Genomic DNA, 16129 nt, shown 5'->3' with positions numbered 1-16129 from the left:
CGTCAGCCTGCGATCGACCGGAGCGTCGGCCGAACCTTCTCCAGCGCGTACGTCAGCGACGCCGGTGACGGTGTGTTCAGCGCGATGATGGTCGCGTAATCCGTGATCAGCATGCCGCCCGAGCGCACCGAGGGCAGATCGGCCCAGCCGGGCAGTGCCTCGAGATCGGCGGCGGTACCGCCGTTCACGAGGATGATCACCAGGTCGGAGTTCAGGACGTCGACGCGTTCGGGCCCGACGACGAGCCGGTTGCCGGCCGTGGCGGGCAGGTCGACGGCCGGCAGCGTCATCCCCAGTTCCTGGTAGAACGCCGAGGCGCCGTCGTCGGGATCGGCCACCACGACGAGCTGCTGGGTGGCCGGGATGTACTGCGACAGCAGCGCCGTCCTCCCCGCCAGTCCGGGCAGCTCCGCGGCGGCGTCGGCAAGGGCGGTCCGCGTCCGCGCGATCACCGCGTCGGCGTCGTCCTCGCGGCCGAGCGCCGTGCCCAGCGCGCGCGTCAGCGCGTCGTAGGGCGAGACCGTGTCGCCGATGACGGGAATGGTCGGGGCCAGTGCGGTCAACTGCTCGTACTGGGTCGGTGTCGACGCGGCGAAGTCGGCGAGGATGAGATCCGGTGCGTACGAGGCGATCTCCTCGATGGGGAGGGTGCCCTCGACGGGGACGGGAATGAGCGGTACGTCCGCCGCCAGCTCCGACTGCCAGGGATAGCGGCCGTCCGGTGCCCCGGTCGTGTCCGAGGCGAAGGCCACCGGCTGCACCCCCAGGGCGAGCGCGGCGTCCACGGCCGGAGCGGTGAGGGCGACGATGAGGGGGTCGGACCCGAGTTCGGCGCGGTCGATCGCGGTGGAGCCCAGTGCGTGCTCGATGGTCACTGTGCCCGTCGGGGCGTCGCTGTCGGGCACCGCGTCGGACGCCTGATCACTGCTGCACCCGGCCGCCGTGAGGAGTGTCAGAACGGCGACGGCCGTGGCGAATCGTCGTGATGTCGTGCTGCGCATGCGGTACCCCTGCTGCTCGCGATGCCTCCGGAGACCGCGGAGGTAGGGGTACCCTAAGTCACCTGGGAGGCCGCGTGGGGAGCTACGTGTCGGCCGGCGGTGCCGTGCTTCCGCGCACCTGCAGTGTCGGCGCGATGAGGTCGAGGGTGCCGGCTGCCGTCGGACGAGCGATTCGGTCGATCACCGCCGCTGCGGCCTGGCGACCGACCGACGCGCTGGCGTTGTCCACCGACGTCAGGGAGACGTGGCGCAGTTGTGCGATGGAGGTGTTGTCGTATCCGACTATCGAGATGTCCTGCGGCACGGTCAGTCCCGCTTCCTGACAGGCCGTCATGACACCGACCGCGGCGATGTCGTTCACCGCGTACACGGCGGTCGGGCGGGGGGTGCGGGCGAGGAGTCTCCGGGCGGCGTCGTATCCGCCGTCCTCGGTGAGGTCGCACGCTTCGACGAGGCCGTCGGTGTCCAGACCGCGCGACGCCATCGCGGCGCGGTAGCTGTCGGCGCGCAGGGCGGACACGGCGCCGAACGACCCGGCCACGTGGGCGATCCGGCGGTGACCCAGTTCCGCGAGATGCGCCACCGCCAGCGCGGATCCCGCGGTGTCGTCGTTGGCCACGACGTCCGCGCGGGGGAGTTCGAGGTCGCGGCTCGCGACGATCACCGTCGGCATGGACGTCGCGGCATCGGCGACCAGGGGAGTGGGTGACCGGGTGCCGACCAGGACGAGCGCGTCGAGTCGCAGTTCGGTGAACTTGCGGACGACGGTGTCGTCCCCGCTCCGGTCGGCTCGACCGTCGCCGAGCATCATGGTCAGCCCGTGTGCCTCGAGCACCGGGGCCATGCCCTCGAGGCAGTCCACGAACCACGGGTTGCGGAGGTCGTTGATGAGGACCCCGACGATGTCCGTCCGTTGCCGGGACAGGTTGCGAGCCGACAGGTTCGGCCGGTACCCCAGCTCGTCGATGGCTGCGTGCACGGCCGCGCGCTTCTCGTCGCTGACGTTGGGGGAGTCGTGCAGGACCAGGGAGACGAGCGACTTGGACACGCCGGCGCGTTTGGCCACGGTGCGGATCGTGGGTGGCCGCTCGATGTTCGTCACGGCTCGCTCCGTCCGGTGAGGCGGCCCCGCCGAGTTGGACCGTGCCAAACGCAGCCTAGCGGGACGGACGCGGTGAACGGAAGAGCGTTGACAGCGCGATCGAGCGACGGGCAGACTGCGGACAGTCTACCGTTTGGAACGGTCCAACAACCCCCTCGTCTGGAGTGCACCCATGTCCGACCCTCGCCTCACCACTCTGCCTGTCGCCGTCGTCGGCTTCGGCTGGATGGGCCGCGTCCACACGCAGGCCTACAGCCGCGTGCGCCACCACTACCCCGCGCTCCGACCCCTGCCCGTTCTCGCGACCGTGGCCGACGAGGTGCCCGGCCGCGCCGCCGCGGCTGCCGAGCAGTTCGCCTTCGGCTCGTCCACCGAGTCGTGGCGCGACGTCGTGGCCGACCCGTCCATCGGTGCCGTGTCGGTGACGTCGCCGAACTTCCTGCACCGGGAGATGGGCGTCGCGGTGGCCGAGGCCGGGAAGCACCTCTGGATCGAGAAGCCCGTGGGACTGTCGGCGGACGATGCCCGTGCAGTGGCGATCGCCGCGGAGAAGGCAGGCGTGCAGACGGCAGTGGGCTTCAACTACCGCAATGCACCGGCCGTGGAGCAGGCGCGCGGCATCATCGCGTCCGGCGAACTGGGCGACGTGACGCATGCACGCTTCCGGTTCTTCAGTGACTACGCGGCCCACCCGGACGGCGCATTGAGCTGGCGTTTCGAGCGTGAGCGCGGCGGTAGCGGCGTGCTCGGCGATCTGGCGTCCCACGGCGCGGATCTGATCTGGTACCTGCTCGGCGACATCGCCTCACTGGTGGCGGACACCGCCGTCTTCATCCCGCAGCGTGCCAAGCCGACGGGGGTGACCAGCGGCCACATGCGCGCCTCGGGCGGTGAGCAGGGCCCGGTGGAGAACGAGGACTTCGTGTCCGCGCAGCTGCGCATGGCGACCGGCGCCCGGTGTGTCCTCGAGGCCAGCCGCGTGGCGGTGGGTGACCAGAACTCCTACGGGTTCGAGATCCACGGGACCCAGGGCTCGGTCTCGTGGGACTTCCGTCGGATGGGGGAGCTGCAGCTGGGCCTGCGGGCGGCCGGCGAGGATCAGCCGATGTATCAGGACCAGCCGCAGTCGACGCTCTTCGTCGGTCCGGGAGCGGGCGAGTACGGCGTCTTCCAGCCGGGGTCCGCGTCCGCGATGGGGTACGACGACCTGAAGGTGGTCGAGGCGGCGCGCTTCCTGCAGTCGATCGCCGAGAACGCCTCCGTCGGCGCGACCGTGCGGGATGCTGTCCGCAGCGCCTCGGTGCTGGACGCGATGACGGAGTCGGTGGAGTCGGGAAGGTGGGTCACGCTCTAACGAGTATGTCCGGCTGCAGTCCTAATGTCCGAACAAAGTATTGACTTATGGCTGTGATGCGTATTACATCGACATCACACGGAACGTTCGCCGCTCGCCTCCCTCACGGGGTGTCATCCGAACGAATGCTCCGCCAGCGCAGAGAATCCCCCGTCAGGTAAGGAAGTCCATGTCCACTCAGGCAGATCTCGATCTCGCCACGCATACCGTCGTGACCGACGAGCGGGTGAAGAAGCAGAAGCCGTTCCAGCGTCTGCTGGTCCGTCCGGAGATCGGTGCCCTCTTCGGCGCCATCATCATCTTCGTGTTCTTCGCCATCGTCGCCCCGCCGTTCCGGAGCCCCGAGGCCCTGGCCACCGTGCTGTACGCCTCGTCGACCATCGGCATCATGGCGTGCGGCGTGTCGGTCCTCATGATCGGCGGCGAGTTCGACCTGTCGACCGGTGTGGCGGTGACGTTCTCCTCGATCGCCGCGTCCATGCTGGCCTACAACCTCCACCTCAACGTGTGGATCGGCTCGGTCCTCGCCCTGGTGCTGGCACTGGGGGTGGGATTCCTCAACGGGTACCTGGTGATGAAGACGAAGATCCCGTCGTTCCTCATCACCCTGTCCTCGTTCCTGATGTTGACGGGCATCAACCTCGCGGTGACCAAGCTCGTCACCGGCCAGGTCGCGACGCAGTCCATCTCCGACATGGACGGCTTCGAGTCCGCCAAGAAGGTCTTCGCCTCGTCGTTCTCGGTCTTCGGTGTCTCGGTCCGCATCACCGTCCTGTGGTGGCTCGTATTCACGCTCATCACCACCTACGTGCTGATGAAGACGCGCGTCGGCAACTGGATCTTCGCCGTCGGCGGCAACCAGGACTCGGCTCGCGCCATCGGTGTGCCGGTGACCAAGGTCAAGATCGGCATGTTCATGTTCGTCGGCTTCTGCGCCTGGTTCGTCGGCATGCACCTGCTCTTCGCCTTCAACACCGTCCAGTCCGGCCAGGGTGTCGGCAACGAGTTCCTCTACATCATCGCCGCGGTCATCGGTGGCTGCCTGCTCACCGGAGGTTTCGGTACCGCCATCGGTGCGGCCATCGGCGCCTTCATCTTCGGTATGACCAACCAGGGCATCGTCTACGCCGGCTGGAACCCGGACTGGTTCAAGTTCTTCCTCGGTGCGATGCTGCTCTTCGCCGTCATCGCCAACAACAGCTTCCGTTCCTACGCTGCGAAAAGGTGACACCTGACATGAGTGCAACCATCGAGACTCCCCTCGAATCGAACAGTGGCGGCAAGACCCCGCTGATCGAGCTGAAGAACGTCGGCAAGAGCTACGGCAACATCATCGCCCTCGGCGGGATCAACCTGCGCGTCGGCGCCGGCGAGGTCACCGGTGTGCTCGGCGACAACGGTGCCGGCAAGTCGACCCTCATCAAGATCATGGCCGGCCTGCACCAGCAGACCGAGGGCCAGCTGCTCGTCGACGGCGAGGAGGTCAAGTTCTCCTCACCCAAGGACGCGCTCGACAAGGGCATCGCGACGGTCTACCAGGACCTCGCCGTCGTGTCCCTGATGCCGGTGTGGCGCAACTTCTTCCTGGGCCAGGAGCTCCGGAAGAAGGGTGTCTTCCGCACCCTCGACGCCGCCGCGATGCGCGCGACGACCAAGGAGGAACTCCACAAGATGGGCATCGACCTGCCCGACGTGGACGCCCCCATCGGCTCGCTCTCCGGCGGTCAGCGCCAGTGTGTGGCCATCGCCCGCGCCATCTTCTTCGGCGCCCGTGTCCTCATCCTCGACGAGCCGACCGCCGCGCTGGGCGTCAAGCAGTCCGGCATGGTGCTGCGCTACATCTCGGCAGCCAAGGAGCAGGGCTTCGGCGTCGTGTTCATCACGCACAACCCGCACCACGCGTACATGGTCGGTGACCACTTCGTGCTGCTCAACCGTGGCCGCCAGAAGCTCGACTGCTCCTACGACGAGATCAGCCTCGACGATCTCACCAAGGAGATGGCCGGCGGCGACGAGCTCGAGACGCTCACCCACGAACTGCGCCGCTGACGCTCGACTCCCGGGCCCCGCACCTCACACGAGGTGCGGGGCCCGTGTCGTGTCGGCACCCGGACCGCGCGCGCGAGTGCTCGTGAGCAGAACTGCACGAACGACGACGGCCCCGCACCGAGGTTTTCGCCAAGGGGTGCGGGGCAGTCGGTCGGGGTCTAGCGGAGAGGGAGACCTGCCGCCGTGTACGCGGCATCGACGAGCTCCATGGTGGCCACCGCGTCGTCGGCGTCGAGGGGGATCGGAGCGCCGCTCTGCACGTGCGCCGCGAAGGCCTCGAGCTGGTACTCGTACGACGCGCGGGTGCCGAGGTGCTCCACCGTCGTCCCCGACGCATCCGTGACGGAGACGCGGTCGTCGGTGTTCGGCTTGATGTGGTTGTGCGCGAACGCCGTTCCCTCGGAGAAGGTCAGCAGCACCGTGAACTCGTGCTCGGCGTGCTCCATCGAGTTCGTCACGGTGCCGGTGGCGCCGTCGGGGAACGCGAGTTCGATGGTCGACGTCGCGTCGACGCCGGGGTCACGTTCGGTGGCGACGGCGGAGACCACGCGGGGAGGTCCGCCGGCGACGTCGGCGAGCAGGCGGTGCACGTGCAGCCCGTAGCAGCCCAGGTCCATGACGGAACCGCCCGCGAGGTCGAGCGACCATCGCGGATCGTCGTCGGCGGGTGCGGGCATGGCCATGACGACCTCGACCCGCGTGAGGCGACCGAGGGTGCCGTCCGCGGCGATGTCCAGCAGCCGCCGCGTCACCGGGTGGAAGAGGTAGTGGAACCCCTCGACGATCACTGCGCCCGTCTCGCGAGCCACATCGCGCACTGCCCGCGCCTCGGCGGCGTTGCGCGCGAACGGCTTCTCCGTCAGGACGGCCTTGCCGGCGCGCAGTGCGCGCATGTTCCACTCGGCGTGCAGGGCGTTGGCGAGCGGGTTGTAGACGGCGTCCACCTCGGGATCGTCGATCACCGCGTCGTAGTCGTCGGCGACGCGCTCGACGCCGTACCGCTGTGCGAAGGCCTCGGCGCGGCCGCGATCGCGTGCCGCGACGACCACCAGTCGATGACCGAGCGCGTGAGCCGGTCCGATGATCGCCTGCTCCGCGATGCGCGACGCGCCGAGGACCCCGATGCGCAGAGGTGCCGTCACACCGCGGCCGTTCGGGCGGCGACGATGTCGTGGAGGTGCTGCACGCTGGCGACGACGTCCGTCACCGGGCCGCCCACCTCGCCCGGCTCCTCGGACAGGATGGTGTCCTGCTCGAGCACGAACCAGCCGGTGTATCCGGCGTCGAGGAGCGAGTCGACGACGCCGCCGATGCCCACGTCCCCGGTTCCGAGCGGCGTGTACATGCCGGCGCGGACCGCGTCGGTGTAGGTGAGCTCGCCGGCCTGGACCCGTGCTGCGAGGGCGGCGTCGACGTCCTTGAGGTGAGCGTGCGCGATGCGATCGGCTGCCGCGGTGGCCAGTTCGGCCGGATCGGTGCCGCCGATCATGAGGTGCCCGGTGTCCAGGCACAGCGGGATGGAGGAGCCGTCGAGCACGCGGTGCACCTCGTCGCGCTGCTCGATCATGGTGCCGACGTGGGGATGCACGACGGCGAGGATTCCCCGCTCGGCGGAGGCGGCGGCGAGACGATCGAGGTTGCGCAGCAACACGGTCCACTGATCGGCGGTGAGCGTCGGACGGGCGTCGTAGCCCTCCTGGCCGGTGGACGCGGCGAGGACGATGACGTCGGCGTTCGCGGCCACGAAGCCGTCGAGCAGCGAGGCGATGGTCGGCACCGGATCGTGCGACTCCTCGTGCAGCAGAACGGGAGCGAAGCCCCCGACGGAGGTGAGGTCGTGACCGGCGAGCACTGCGGCCAGGGATGCCGGATCGGCCGGGAGAAAGCCCTCGGGACCGTTCTCCGTCGCGGTGAGTCCGGCGCCGCGCATCTCTCGGAGCACGCGGTCGTTGTCCATCTGGTATCCCCAGCCGGGGACCTCGCAGACGCCCCACGAGATGGGTGCTCCGGCGATACGTACGGGTGCGGCGGTCATGAGCGGACCTCTTCCAGGGTGACGGGTGCGCCGCGGCGCAGGGATTCGGTGGCGGCCTCGGCGATCCAGGCGACCTCGAGGGCGTCCTGCGCGGTGCAGGGGGACGGGCGGGTGCCGGCGCAGACCTCCAGGAACGCGGACAGCTCGGCGCGGTAGGAGGCGGCGAACCGGTCCATGAAGAACCCGTGGGGCGTGTCCGACGGGAACAGCTCGCCGTGCGGGAAGAGCTGAGACGCTTCCATGTTCCGGACCGGGGTGTGGGGATCCCAGCCGGCGACGACCGTGTCGTCCCGGCCGTGGACCTCGAGCCGGCAGTCGTAGCCGCGACCGTTGTAGCGGGAGTTCGACACGACACCGACGGCGCCACCCTCGAACGTCAGGAGCACGGTGGCGGAGTCGACGTCGCCGGCGGCGGCGAACGCGGGATCGCCCTGGTTCGAGCCGGTGGCGAACACGGACACGACCTCGCGGCCGACGATCCAGCGCACGACGTCGAAGTCGTGGACGCTGCAGTCGCGGAAGATGCCGCCGGACTCCGCGATGTACGCCATCGGCGGGGGAGCGGGGTCGAGAGTGGTGGACCGCACGGTGTGCAGGAACCCGAGATCCCCACTGCGCACGGCACGTTCGGCGGCTGCGACGGCCGGATCGAACCGCCGGTTGAACCCGATCTGGACGGGCACGTCGGAGGTCGCGATGCCGTCGACCACGGCCTTGCTCTCGGTGGCGGTGAAGGCCAACGGCTTCTCGCAGAAGACGGGGATCCCGGCGTCCACCGCGGCCAGCAGCAGCGAGGCGTGCGCGGGCGTGGCCGCCGCGACGACGATGCCGTCCACGCCGGCGGTGAGCATCGCGTCGACCCCGTCGACCTTCTCCGCGCCGTACTTCGCGGCGACGGCGTCGGTGACCTCCGGCCGTCCGTCGGTGACCACGAGGCTCGAGACCCCGTCGAGTCCGGCGAGAGTCTCGGTGTGGAACGCACCGATGCGTCCCAGTCCGACGACTCCGATTCGCTGGTTCCGAACGTCGTTGCCCATCAGTCCTGCCCTCCTACTACCTGTTGATCCCATTCGATGACCGAGCCGGTGACGACGCCGCTGCGCGGCGACAGCAGGAACACCACCATGTCGGCGATCTCGTCGGGCTGTCCGAGCTTGCCCATCGGCATGCGCGCGGCCGCGTCGGTGGCCCAGTCGTCCGGCGCGTCGTGGAACGTCCTCTGCGTCACGGCTTCGCCCTCGGTCTCGGTCCAGCCGATGTCGAGTGCGTTGATGCGGATCCGGTCGAACCGGTGAGCGTGTGCCGCGTTCTTGGTCAGCCCCGACAGGCCGGCCTTCGCCGCCACGTACGGGGCGAGGTAGGACTGCCCGCCGCGGCCGCTCACGGAGCCGATGTTCACGATGGTGCCGGGAGCCGAGCGCGAGAGCATGTCTCGGACGGCGGCCTGCATGACGAAGAACGGTCCCCGCAGGTTGACGGCCATGTGCTGGTCGAACAGCTCGGGGGTGGTGTCGAGCAGTGACCCTCGGGAGGTGAGTCCGGCCGCGTTGCACACGGCATCGACGCGGCCGTAGTGCTCGACGGTGCGCTCGACGCTCGCGATCGCCTCGATGGGGTCGGCGATGTCGGCGCGCACGAAGGTCGCGTCGTGGCCGTCGGCGCGCAGCTCGCGTTCGTACGCGGTGCCCACCTCGTCACGTCGGCCGCTGAAGGCCACGCGTGCGCCCGCGGCGAGGCTCGCTCGCACGACGGCGGCGCCCACACCGGACGTGCCACCGCTGACGAGAACGACGGTGTCGTCCAGAAGAGTGCCCACACCGGGAAGTCTTGCGGTCCCGGCGCCGGTGATCAACACTCTGAACGCATCAAAAACACCTCGAGAGGACACCGCTGTGGGACATCGCTACAAAGTGCGGGAGATCGCGCAGCAGTCGGGCCTGAGCGAGGCGACCGTGGACCGGGTGCTGCACGAGCGGCCCGGTGTCCGGGAGGACACCCGAGCGGAGGTGCGCCAGGCCATCGCCGACCTCGACAAGCAGCGCACCCAGTTGCGGTTGTCGGGGCGCAAGTTCTTCGTCGACGTGGTCATGCAGGCACCCGAGCGGTTCTGTTCCCAGGTGCGGTCCGCCCTCGAGGCCGAGTTGCCGATGCTGTCACCGGCCGTGGTCCGGTCGCGGTTCCACTTCCGGGAGACGGAGTCGGTGCCCGCGATGCTCGAGACGCTCGACGGCATCCGCGCGCGCGGCTCGCACGGACTGATCGTCAAGGCGCCGGACGATCCGCAGGTGTCCGACGCGCTCGACGCCGTCGTGGCAGCCGGCATCCCGGTGGTGACCTACGTCAGCGACGTGCCGTCGAGCGCGCGCACCGCGTACGTGGGCATCGACGACGGCGCCGCGGGCGCCACCGCGGCGTACCTCGTCGATCAGTGGCTGGGGGAGTCGACGTCGAGCGTGCTGGTCACATTGAGCCACGACACGTTCCGCAACGAGGGTGAACGGGAGATCGGGTTCCGTCGGGCCCTGCGCCGCACGGCGTCCGGGGTGCCGCGGGCCGTGTTCGACATCGCCCGCAGCAGCGGACTCGACGACACGGTCGAGGACCTGGTGGTCGAGGCATTGACGCAGCACCCCGACATCGAGGCGGTCTACTCCATCGGCGGCGGCAACGTCGCCACCGTGCGGGCCTTCGAGCGGGTGGGTCGTCGGTGCCGGGTGTTCATCGCCCACGACCTCGACGCGGACAACCGTCGGCTGCTGGCCGAGCGCTCCATCTCGGCTGTGCTGCACCATGATCTGCGTGCCGACGCGCGGTCGGCGTGCCGGTTGCTCATGCAGGCCGCCGGTGCCCTGGACGGTGTTCGGGACGAGCCGTCACCCGTGCACGTGGTCACTCCGCACAACACTCCCCGATGACGCGCTCCGGCCGAGGAGCCAGATGGCGAGTGCGGCGAGGGAGATCGCTGCCCCGGTGAGGCACAGCACCGCCCACCCACCGACGGAATAGCTGACGGACGCAGCGACGGAACCGAGGACGCCGCCGCCGAAGTAGCTCACCATGTACGCGGTGTTGAGACGGTTTCGCGCCGGCGGATCCAGGACGAACACGACGTTCTGATTGCTGATGTGCGCGCCCTGGGTGCCCAGGTCGAGAGCCATGATGCCGACGATCAGGACGACGACGGCCCACACGGCGGAGCTGCCCGATCCGAGGAAGAGCAGCGCCCAGCTGGCCAGCAGGATCGTCAGGCACAGCGTCGTCGCGCGCCGTCCGTGTCCCTTGTCGGTCATGCGCCCGGCGATGGGTGCCATCAACGCACCGGCGACCCCGGCGATGCCGAACAGGCCGATGACGGCGTCACCGTAGGAGAACGGCGGAGCCGCGAGCAGGAACGCGAGCCCGGTCCACAGCACCGAGAACGCGGCCATGAGGAGCGCGCCCAGAGCCATGCGCAACCGGAGCTCCCGGAGTTCGCGTACGAGCGTCAGGATGGAGCCGAGAATGCCGCGGTAGGTGTCGGTCACCACCGGGGTCGACACCGGGACGTACTTCCGCAGCACCACCGCGAGCAGGCCGATGGCCACGGCGGCCACCCCGTAGACCAACCGCCAGCCGCCCAGTTCGGACAGGAACCCACTGACGGTGCGGGCGAGCAGGATTCCGGTGAGCAGGCCGCTCATGACGGTGCCCACGGTGCGTCCGCGATCCTCCTCCGCGGCGAGGGCCGAGGCGAGCGGGACGATGACCATGGCGGCGGACGCTCCCACCCCGGCGAGGACGAGGGCGGCGGCGAGCATCGGGAAGCCGGGGGACACCACGGCGATGCCGTCCGCGACGCCGCAGATCAGGGCGGCGGTGACGATGAGGCGCCGCCGTTCGATCAGGTCGCCGAGCGGGACGAGGAACGCCAGACCGATGGCGTAGCCGATCTGCGCGGTGGTGACGAGGATCCCCGCCGTGCCCTCCTCGATGTCGAAGGAGCGGGCGATCGTGTCGAGCAGCGGTTGCGCGTAGTACAGATTCGCGACCAGGACACCGCAGGTGACGGCCAGCAGGAGGACCAGCCCGCGGCCGATGGTGGGTTCGGTCGTCGAGCTGCCCCCGGGTTCTGTCACCGCTCAACTATGGCCCCACCTCGTCGAGACCGCACAGCGGGGACTCCGGATACCTCGAGAACACCTCGAGATCCGTTCGACGGGTTCGACTGATCTCGGGACAGTCGGGGTATCCGTGCAGCACGGTGACAGACACAGGCGTCACCCGACCACTCGCCGGACGACCGACACAGGAGTCGCACATGAGCAAGCACGAACCGCTGGGACCTCTCTCGAAGGGGTTCCTCGCCGCGGACATGTTCGGCTACCAGGGCATTCTGACGGACGAGGAGTCGGAGACGGTCGGGGTGGTGCGTCGCTTCCTCGAGGACGAGGTCGCCCCGCGCGCGAACGAGTTCTGGGAGAAGGCGGAGTCACCGGTCCATCTGCTCCCGCGCCTGGCCGATCTCGGGATCGTCGGTCTGGAGTACGAGTTCGACGGTCGAGCGCCCGCACGCAAGGTCTTCACCGGGTGGCTGGGCATGGAGTTCTCGCGGGTCGATCCGTCCACGGGCACCATGTTCACCGTCCACAGCGGGCTCGCGATGAGCAGCATCGCCATCCTGGGCTCGGACGAGCAGAAGGAGCGGTGGCTCCCGGCCATGCGCCGCATGGAGAAGATCGGCGCCTTCGGCCTGTCCGAGCCGCACGGCGGTTCCGACGTCGCCGGCGGGTTGGAGACCACGGCGCGGCTCGACGGCGACCACTGGATCCTCAACGGCAGCAAGCGGTGGATCGGCAACGCCACCTTCGCCGACCTGATCATCGTCTACGCGAAGGACGAGGCGGACGGTGAGGTGAAGGGCTTCGTCCTCGAGAAGGGCGACGACGGCTTCCCCGAGGGATTCCGTGCGGAGAAGATCGAGCGCAAGTACTCACTGCGCGCGGTCGAGAACGCGGATCTGTACTTCGAGGACTGCCGGGTGCCCGCCGCGAACAAGCTCGAGCACGCGAACTCGTTCGCCGACACCGCCAAGGTCCTCTCCCTCACCCGCGGCGGCGTCGCGTGGGGCGCGGTCGGAGTGATGATCGGTGCGTTCGAGAAGGCGGTGGCCTACGCACAGGAGCGCGAGCAGTTCGGGGCGCCCATCGCGTCGTTCCAGTTGATCTCGGATCTGATCGCGCGCATGGCCGGCAACATCACCGCGTGCCTCGGGATGGCACTGCGAGTGTCGCAGCTGCAGGACTCCGGGGTGCAGCACGACGAGCACGCGGCGCTGTCGAAGAGCTACACCACCACGCGACTGCGTGAGGTGGTGGGCTGGGCCCGAGAGATCATGGGGGGCAACGGCATCGTGCTCGACTACGACGTGATCCGTTACTTCACCGATGCCGAGGCGCTGTACTCGTACGAGGGCACGTCGCAGATGAACAACCTCATCGTCGGCAGGGGAGTGACGGGGTACTCGGCGTTCGTCTAGTCCGAAGCGCACGAGAGCCCGCTCCTGCAGTGCAGGAGCGGGCTCTCGTGGTGGTGCGCGAGGATCAGCGTGCGAAGAGCAGTGCGCGCTTGACTTCCTGGATCGCCTTCGTCACCTGGATGCCACGGGGGCACGCGTCGGTGCAGTTGAAGGTGGTGCGGCAGCGCCACACACCCTCGACGTCGTTGAGGATGTCCAGGCGCTCGGGAGCGCCCTCGTCACGGCTGTCGAAGATGAAGCGGTGTGCGTTGACGATGGCGGCGGGACCGAAGTAGCTGCCGTCGTTCCAGTACACGGGGCACGAGGTGGTGCAGCACGCGCACAGGATGCACTTGGTGGTGTCGTCGAACCGCGCGCGGTCGGCGGCCGACTGGATGCGCTCACGCGTGGGCTCGTTGCCGGACGTCATCAGGTAGGGCTTGACGGCACGGAACGCGTCGAAGAACGGCTCCATGTTCACGATGAGGTCCTTCTCCACGGGCAGACCGCGGATGGGTTCGATCGTGATGGTGAGGGACTTCGAGGAGTCCTTCGGGAGCATGTCGCGCATCAGGACCTTGCAGGCCAGACGGTTGACACCGTTGACACGGACCGCGTCGCTGCCGCACACGCCGTGCGCGCACGAGCGGCGGAACGAGAACGTGCCGTCCAGGTAGTTCTTCACGTACAGCATCAGGTTGAGAAGACGGTCGGTCGGCAGGGTGGGGACCTGGAAGCTGTCCCAGTGCGAACCCTTGTCGTCCTCCGGGTTGAAGCGAGCGATCTTCAGTGTGACCATCACTGCTTCGTCCGGAACCGCAGGCAGGCCGCCCTTGTCTTCGGACTTGTCGATAGCGGGTGCGCTCATCAGTACTTACGCTCCATCGGCTCGTAGCGGGTCTGCACCACGGGCTTGTAGTCGAGGCGGATATCGGAGAGCAGACCCTCGCCCACCTTGTACGCCATGGTGTGGCGCATGAAGTTGACGTCGTCGCGCTCCGGGTAGTCCTCGCGCGCGTGTCCGCCGCGAGTCTCCTTGCGGTTGAGAGCACCGGCGACGGTGACCTCCGCCATCTCCAGCAGGAAGCCGAGCTCGACGGCCTCGAGCAGGTCGCTGTTGTAGCGCTTGCCCTTGTCCTGCACGGTGATCCGGCCGTAGCGCTCCTTCAGTCCCTGGATGTCGCTCAGGGCCTGCTTGAGGGTGTCCTCGGTACGGAAGACGGACGCGTTGTTGTCCATCGACTGCTGCAGCTCGGTGCGGATGGTCGCGACCTTCTCGTTGCCGTGATCCGAGAGGATGAGTTCGAGCCATTCCTCGACCATCTTCTGCGGAGCCTCGGGCAGCGGGGTGAAGTCGACGCTGTTGGCGTGCTCGGCGGCAGCGATGCCGGCGCGACGGCCGAACACGTTGATGTCGAGCAGCGAGTTGGTGCCGAGACGGTTGGAGCCGTGCACGGACACGCAGGCGCACTCGCCGGCGGCGAAGAGGCCGGGAACGACGTCGTCGTTGTTGCGGAGCACCTCACCGCGGATCTTGGTGGGGATGCCGCCCATGACGTAGTGGCACGTCGGGTACACGGGCACCAGCTCGGTGACCGGGTCGACGCCCAGGTACGTGCGGGAGAACTCCGTGATGTCCGGGAGCTTCTCCTCGAGGACGTCGGCGCCGAGGTGGGTCACGTCGATGTAGACGTAGTCCTTGTTCGGTCCGGCACCGCGACCTTCGAGCACCTCGAGCACCATCGAGCGGGCGACGATGTCGCGCGGCGCGAGGTCCTTGATGGTGGGGGCGTAGCGCTCCATGAAGCGTTCACCGTCCGCGTTGCGGAGGATTCCGCCCTCACCGCGCACGGCCTCGGAGATGAGGATGCCGAGTCCGGCGAGGCCGGTCGGGTGGAACTGGTGGAACTCCATGTCCTCGAGCGGCAGGCCCTTGCGGAAGATGATGCTCATGCCGTCACCGGTGAGGGTGTGGGCGTTCGAGGTGGTCTTGTAGATACGACCCGAACCGCCGGTGGCGAACACGATCGACTTCGCGTGGAACACGTGCAGCTCGCCGGTGGCCAGCTCGTAGGCGATGACGCCGGTGGCCACGGGGCCCTCGTCGGTCTCCGTCAGCGCGATGTCCAGTGCGTAGAACTCGTTGAAGAACTCCACGTCGTGCTTGACGCACTGCTGGTACAGCGTCTGGAGGATCATGTGACCGGTGCGGTCGGCGGCGTAACACGCACGGCGCACGGGCGCCTTGCCGTGGTCACGGGTGTGCCCGCCGAAGCGACGCTGGTCGATCTTGCCCTCGGGCGTGCGGTTGAACGGCAGGCCCATCTTCTCGAGGTCGAGGACCGCGTCGATGGCCTCCTTCGCCATGATCTCGGCAGCGTCCTGGTCGACCAGGTAGTCGCCGCCCTTGATCGTGTCGAAGGTGTGCCACTCCCAGTTGTCCTCCTCGACGTTGGCGAGGGCAGCACACATGCCGCCCTGAGCCGCGCCGGTGTGGCTGCGAGTGGGGTAGAGCTTCGTGAGCACCGCGGTGCGGGCGCGCGGACCGGCCTCGATCGCCGCGCGCATACCTGCACCACCGGCACCGACGATCAGTACGTCGTAACGATGTTCCTGCATGTGCACTCTCCCCTAGCTGGCGGTGATGTTGGGGTCGAACGTGAAGATGACGTACGTGCCCAGACCCATGATGAGGATCATCGAGAGCACCAGAAGCGTGGTGAGCCAGAACCGCGTGGAGTCCTTGCGCGAGTAGTCGGCGATGACGGTCCGCAGACCGTTGCCGCCGTGCAGCTGCGCCAACCAGAGCATCGTCAGGTCCCACACCTGCCAGAACGGGCTCGACCAGCGGCCGGCCACGAAGGCGAAGTTGATGCGGTGAACACCGTCGTCGAGCAGCAACATGATGGACATGTGGCCGAGGACGAGGACGACGAGCGCGAGTCCGGAGAAGCGCATGAACAGCCATGCGTAGAGCTCGAAGTTGCCGCGGTTCTTCCGGCGCGGTGAGCGCGGATTGTCGAGGCTGGCGGGACGGTCGTGAGACGTTCCCAGCGTGCGTGCCTGCTTGGCACCTGCGTCGGTGGTCGCCATG

The 16129-nt window shown here is 68.4% G+C and carries 15 protein-coding genes; 5 read left to right on the top strand and 10 right to left on the bottom strand.

Going from position 1 to position 16129, the window contains the following annotated elements; genetic code table 11:
• Positions 1-2: 2 nt before the first annotated feature.
• Positions 3-1001, bottom strand: coding sequence for an ABC transporter substrate-binding protein (locus tag HQ308_RS06595; protein ID WP_222645997.1), 999 nt, complete (start codon positions 999-1001; stop codon positions 3-5).
• Between the two features lie 82 nt (positions 1002-1083).
• Entirely contained in the window at positions 1084-2103 is a 1020-nt protein-coding gene (locus HQ308_RS06590; protein WP_308115700.1) for a LacI family DNA-binding transcriptional regulator, read from the bottom strand.
• Positions 2104-2275: 172 nt separating this feature from the next.
• Between HQ308_RS06590 and HQ308_RS06585 the strand changes: the two genes are divergently transcribed.
• The 3 genes from HQ308_RS06585 to HQ308_RS06575 all read left to right on the top strand — a co-directional run bounded on the left by HQ308_RS06585 (position 2276) and on the right by HQ308_RS06575 (position 5506).
• Positions 2276-3457, top strand: coding sequence for a Gfo/Idh/MocA family protein (locus HQ308_RS06585; RefSeq protein WP_222645996.1), 1182 nt, complete (start codon positions 2276-2278; stop codon positions 3455-3457).
• Between the two features lie 169 nt (positions 3458-3626).
• Positions 3627-4685, top strand: a complete 1059-nt coding sequence (locus tag HQ308_RS06580) for an ABC transporter permease (RefSeq protein ID WP_222627218.1) — start codon at positions 3627-3629, stop codon at positions 4683-4685.
• An 8-nt stretch (positions 4686-4693) separates the two neighbouring features.
• The gene (locus HQ308_RS06575) at positions 4694-5506 is read left to right on the top strand and encodes an ATP-binding cassette domain-containing protein (protein WP_027503733.1); all 813 of its coding nucleotides are present in this window, start codon (positions 4694-4696) and stop codon (positions 5504-5506) included.
• A 158-nt stretch (positions 5507-5664) separates the two neighbouring features.
• On the opposite strand, the gene HQ308_RS06570 is transcribed toward HQ308_RS06575, so the two are convergent.
• Genes HQ308_RS06570 through HQ308_RS06555 form a run of 4 tightly spaced genes read right to left on the bottom strand, consistent with a single transcriptional unit; the run spans position 5665 to position 9357 of the window.
• A complete protein-coding gene (locus tag HQ308_RS06570; protein WP_308115699.1) occupies positions 5665-6648 on the bottom strand; it encodes a Gfo/Idh/MocA family oxidoreductase in 984 nt (327 codons plus the stop codon).
• Positions 6645-7541: a sugar phosphate isomerase/epimerase gene (locus HQ308_RS06565; protein WP_027503731.1), complete on the bottom strand. Its 897-nt coding sequence runs from the start codon at positions 7539-7541 to the stop codon at positions 6645-6647. The genes HQ308_RS06570 and HQ308_RS06565 overlap by 4 nt, the downstream gene beginning before the upstream one ends.
• Positions 7538-8578, bottom strand: coding sequence for a Gfo/Idh/MocA family oxidoreductase (locus tag HQ308_RS06560; protein ID WP_037183802.1), 1041 nt, complete (start codon positions 8576-8578; stop codon positions 7538-7540). The genes HQ308_RS06565 and HQ308_RS06560 overlap by 4 nt, the downstream gene beginning before the upstream one ends.
• A complete protein-coding gene (locus tag HQ308_RS06555; RefSeq protein ID WP_222645995.1) occupies positions 8578-9357 on the bottom strand; it encodes an SDR family oxidoreductase in 780 nt (259 codons plus the stop codon). Before HQ308_RS06555 ends, HQ308_RS06560 begins: the two co-directional genes overlap by 1 nt.
• Positions 9358-9433: 76 nt before the next feature.
• Here HQ308_RS06555 and HQ308_RS06550 point away from each other — a divergent pair, with 76 nt between their 5' ends.
• Positions 9434-10456, top strand: a complete 1023-nt coding sequence (locus tag HQ308_RS06550) for a LacI family DNA-binding transcriptional regulator (RefSeq protein ID WP_027503728.1) — start codon at positions 9434-9436, stop codon at positions 10454-10456.
• Here the strand turns inward: HQ308_RS06550 and HQ308_RS06545 are convergent.
• Positions 10415-11656, bottom strand: coding sequence for an MFS transporter (locus HQ308_RS06545; protein ID WP_222645994.1), 1242 nt, complete (start codon positions 11654-11656; stop codon positions 10415-10417). The two genes, HQ308_RS06550 and HQ308_RS06545, sit on opposite strands and share 42 nt — an antisense overlap.
• 182 nt (positions 11657-11838) lie before the next feature.
• Between HQ308_RS06545 and HQ308_RS06540 the strand changes: the two genes are divergently transcribed.
• Positions 11839-13056 carry an acyl-CoA dehydrogenase family protein gene (locus HQ308_RS06540; RefSeq protein WP_222628184.1) on the top strand — a complete coding sequence of 406 codons (1218 nt, stop codon included), beginning with the start codon at positions 11839-11841 and terminating at the stop codon, positions 13054-13056.
• 64 nt (positions 13057-13120) lie between these two features.
• On the opposite strand, the gene HQ308_RS06535 is transcribed toward HQ308_RS06540, so the two are convergent.
• From HQ308_RS06535 to HQ308_RS06525, 3 genes are read right to left on the bottom strand one after another with little or no spacing between them, the layout of a single operon-like run.
• The gene (locus HQ308_RS06535) at positions 13121-13903 is read right to left on the bottom strand and encodes a succinate dehydrogenase iron-sulfur subunit (RefSeq protein WP_027503726.1); all 783 of its coding nucleotides are present in this window, start codon (positions 13901-13903) and stop codon (positions 13121-13123) included.
• Positions 13903-15654: a succinate dehydrogenase flavoprotein subunit gene (sdhA, locus tag HQ308_RS06530; RefSeq protein ID WP_027503725.1), complete on the bottom strand. Its 1752-nt coding sequence runs from the start codon at positions 15652-15654 to the stop codon at positions 13903-13905. Before sdhA ends, HQ308_RS06535 begins: the two co-directional genes overlap by 1 nt.
• A 12-nt stretch (positions 15655-15666) precedes the next feature.
• The gene (locus HQ308_RS06525) at positions 15667-16128 is read right to left on the bottom strand and encodes a succinate dehydrogenase hydrophobic membrane anchor subunit (RefSeq protein WP_027503724.1); all 462 of its coding nucleotides are present in this window, start codon (positions 16126-16128) and stop codon (positions 15667-15669) included.
• Position 16129 lies beyond the last annotated feature (1 nt).

It is taken from the genome of Rhodococcus sp. BP-241 (assembly GCF_019836145.1).
GTDB lineage: Bacteria > Actinomycetota > Actinomycetes > Mycobacteriales > Mycobacteriaceae > Rhodococcoides.
Note: the sequence above shows the minus strand (reverse complement) of the source record. Positions and strands in the feature narration are given on the sequence as shown.

Coding starts and splice junctions, on each gene's coding strand:
- HQ308_RS06565 (WP_027503731.1), bottom strand. CDS start 7,541: ATGACCGCCGCACCCGTACGTATCGCCGGAGCACCCATCTCGTGGGGC.
- HQ308_RS06540 (WP_222628184.1), top strand. CDS start 11,839: ATGAGCAAGCACGAACCGCTGGGACCTCTCTCGAAGGGGTTCCTCGCC.
- HQ308_RS06585 (WP_222645996.1), top strand. CDS start 2,276: ATGTCCGACCCTCGCCTCACCACTCTGCCTGTCGCCGTCGTCGGCTTC.
- HQ308_RS06560 (WP_037183802.1), bottom strand. CDS start 8,578: ATGGGCAACGACGTTCGGAACCAGCGAATCGGAGTCGTCGGACTGGGA.
- HQ308_RS06595 (WP_222645997.1), bottom strand. CDS start 1,001: ATGCGCAGCACGACATCACGACGATTCGCCACGGCCGTCGCCGTTCTG.
- sdhA (WP_027503725.1), bottom strand. CDS start 15,654: ATGCAGGAACATCGTTACGACGTACTGATCGTCGGTGCCGGTGGTGCA.
- HQ308_RS06525 (WP_027503724.1), bottom strand. CDS start 16,128: ATGGCGACCACCGACGCAGGTGCCAAGCAGGCACGCACGCTGGGAACG.
- HQ308_RS06580 (WP_222627218.1), top strand. CDS start 3,627: ATGTCCACTCAGGCAGATCTCGATCTCGCCACGCATACCGTCGTGACC.
- HQ308_RS06535 (WP_027503726.1), bottom strand. CDS start 13,903: ATGAGCGCACCCGCTATCGACAAGTCCGAAGACAAGGGCGGCCTGCCT.
- HQ308_RS06575 (WP_027503733.1), top strand. CDS start 4,694: ATGAGTGCAACCATCGAGACTCCCCTCGAATCGAACAGTGGCGGCAAG.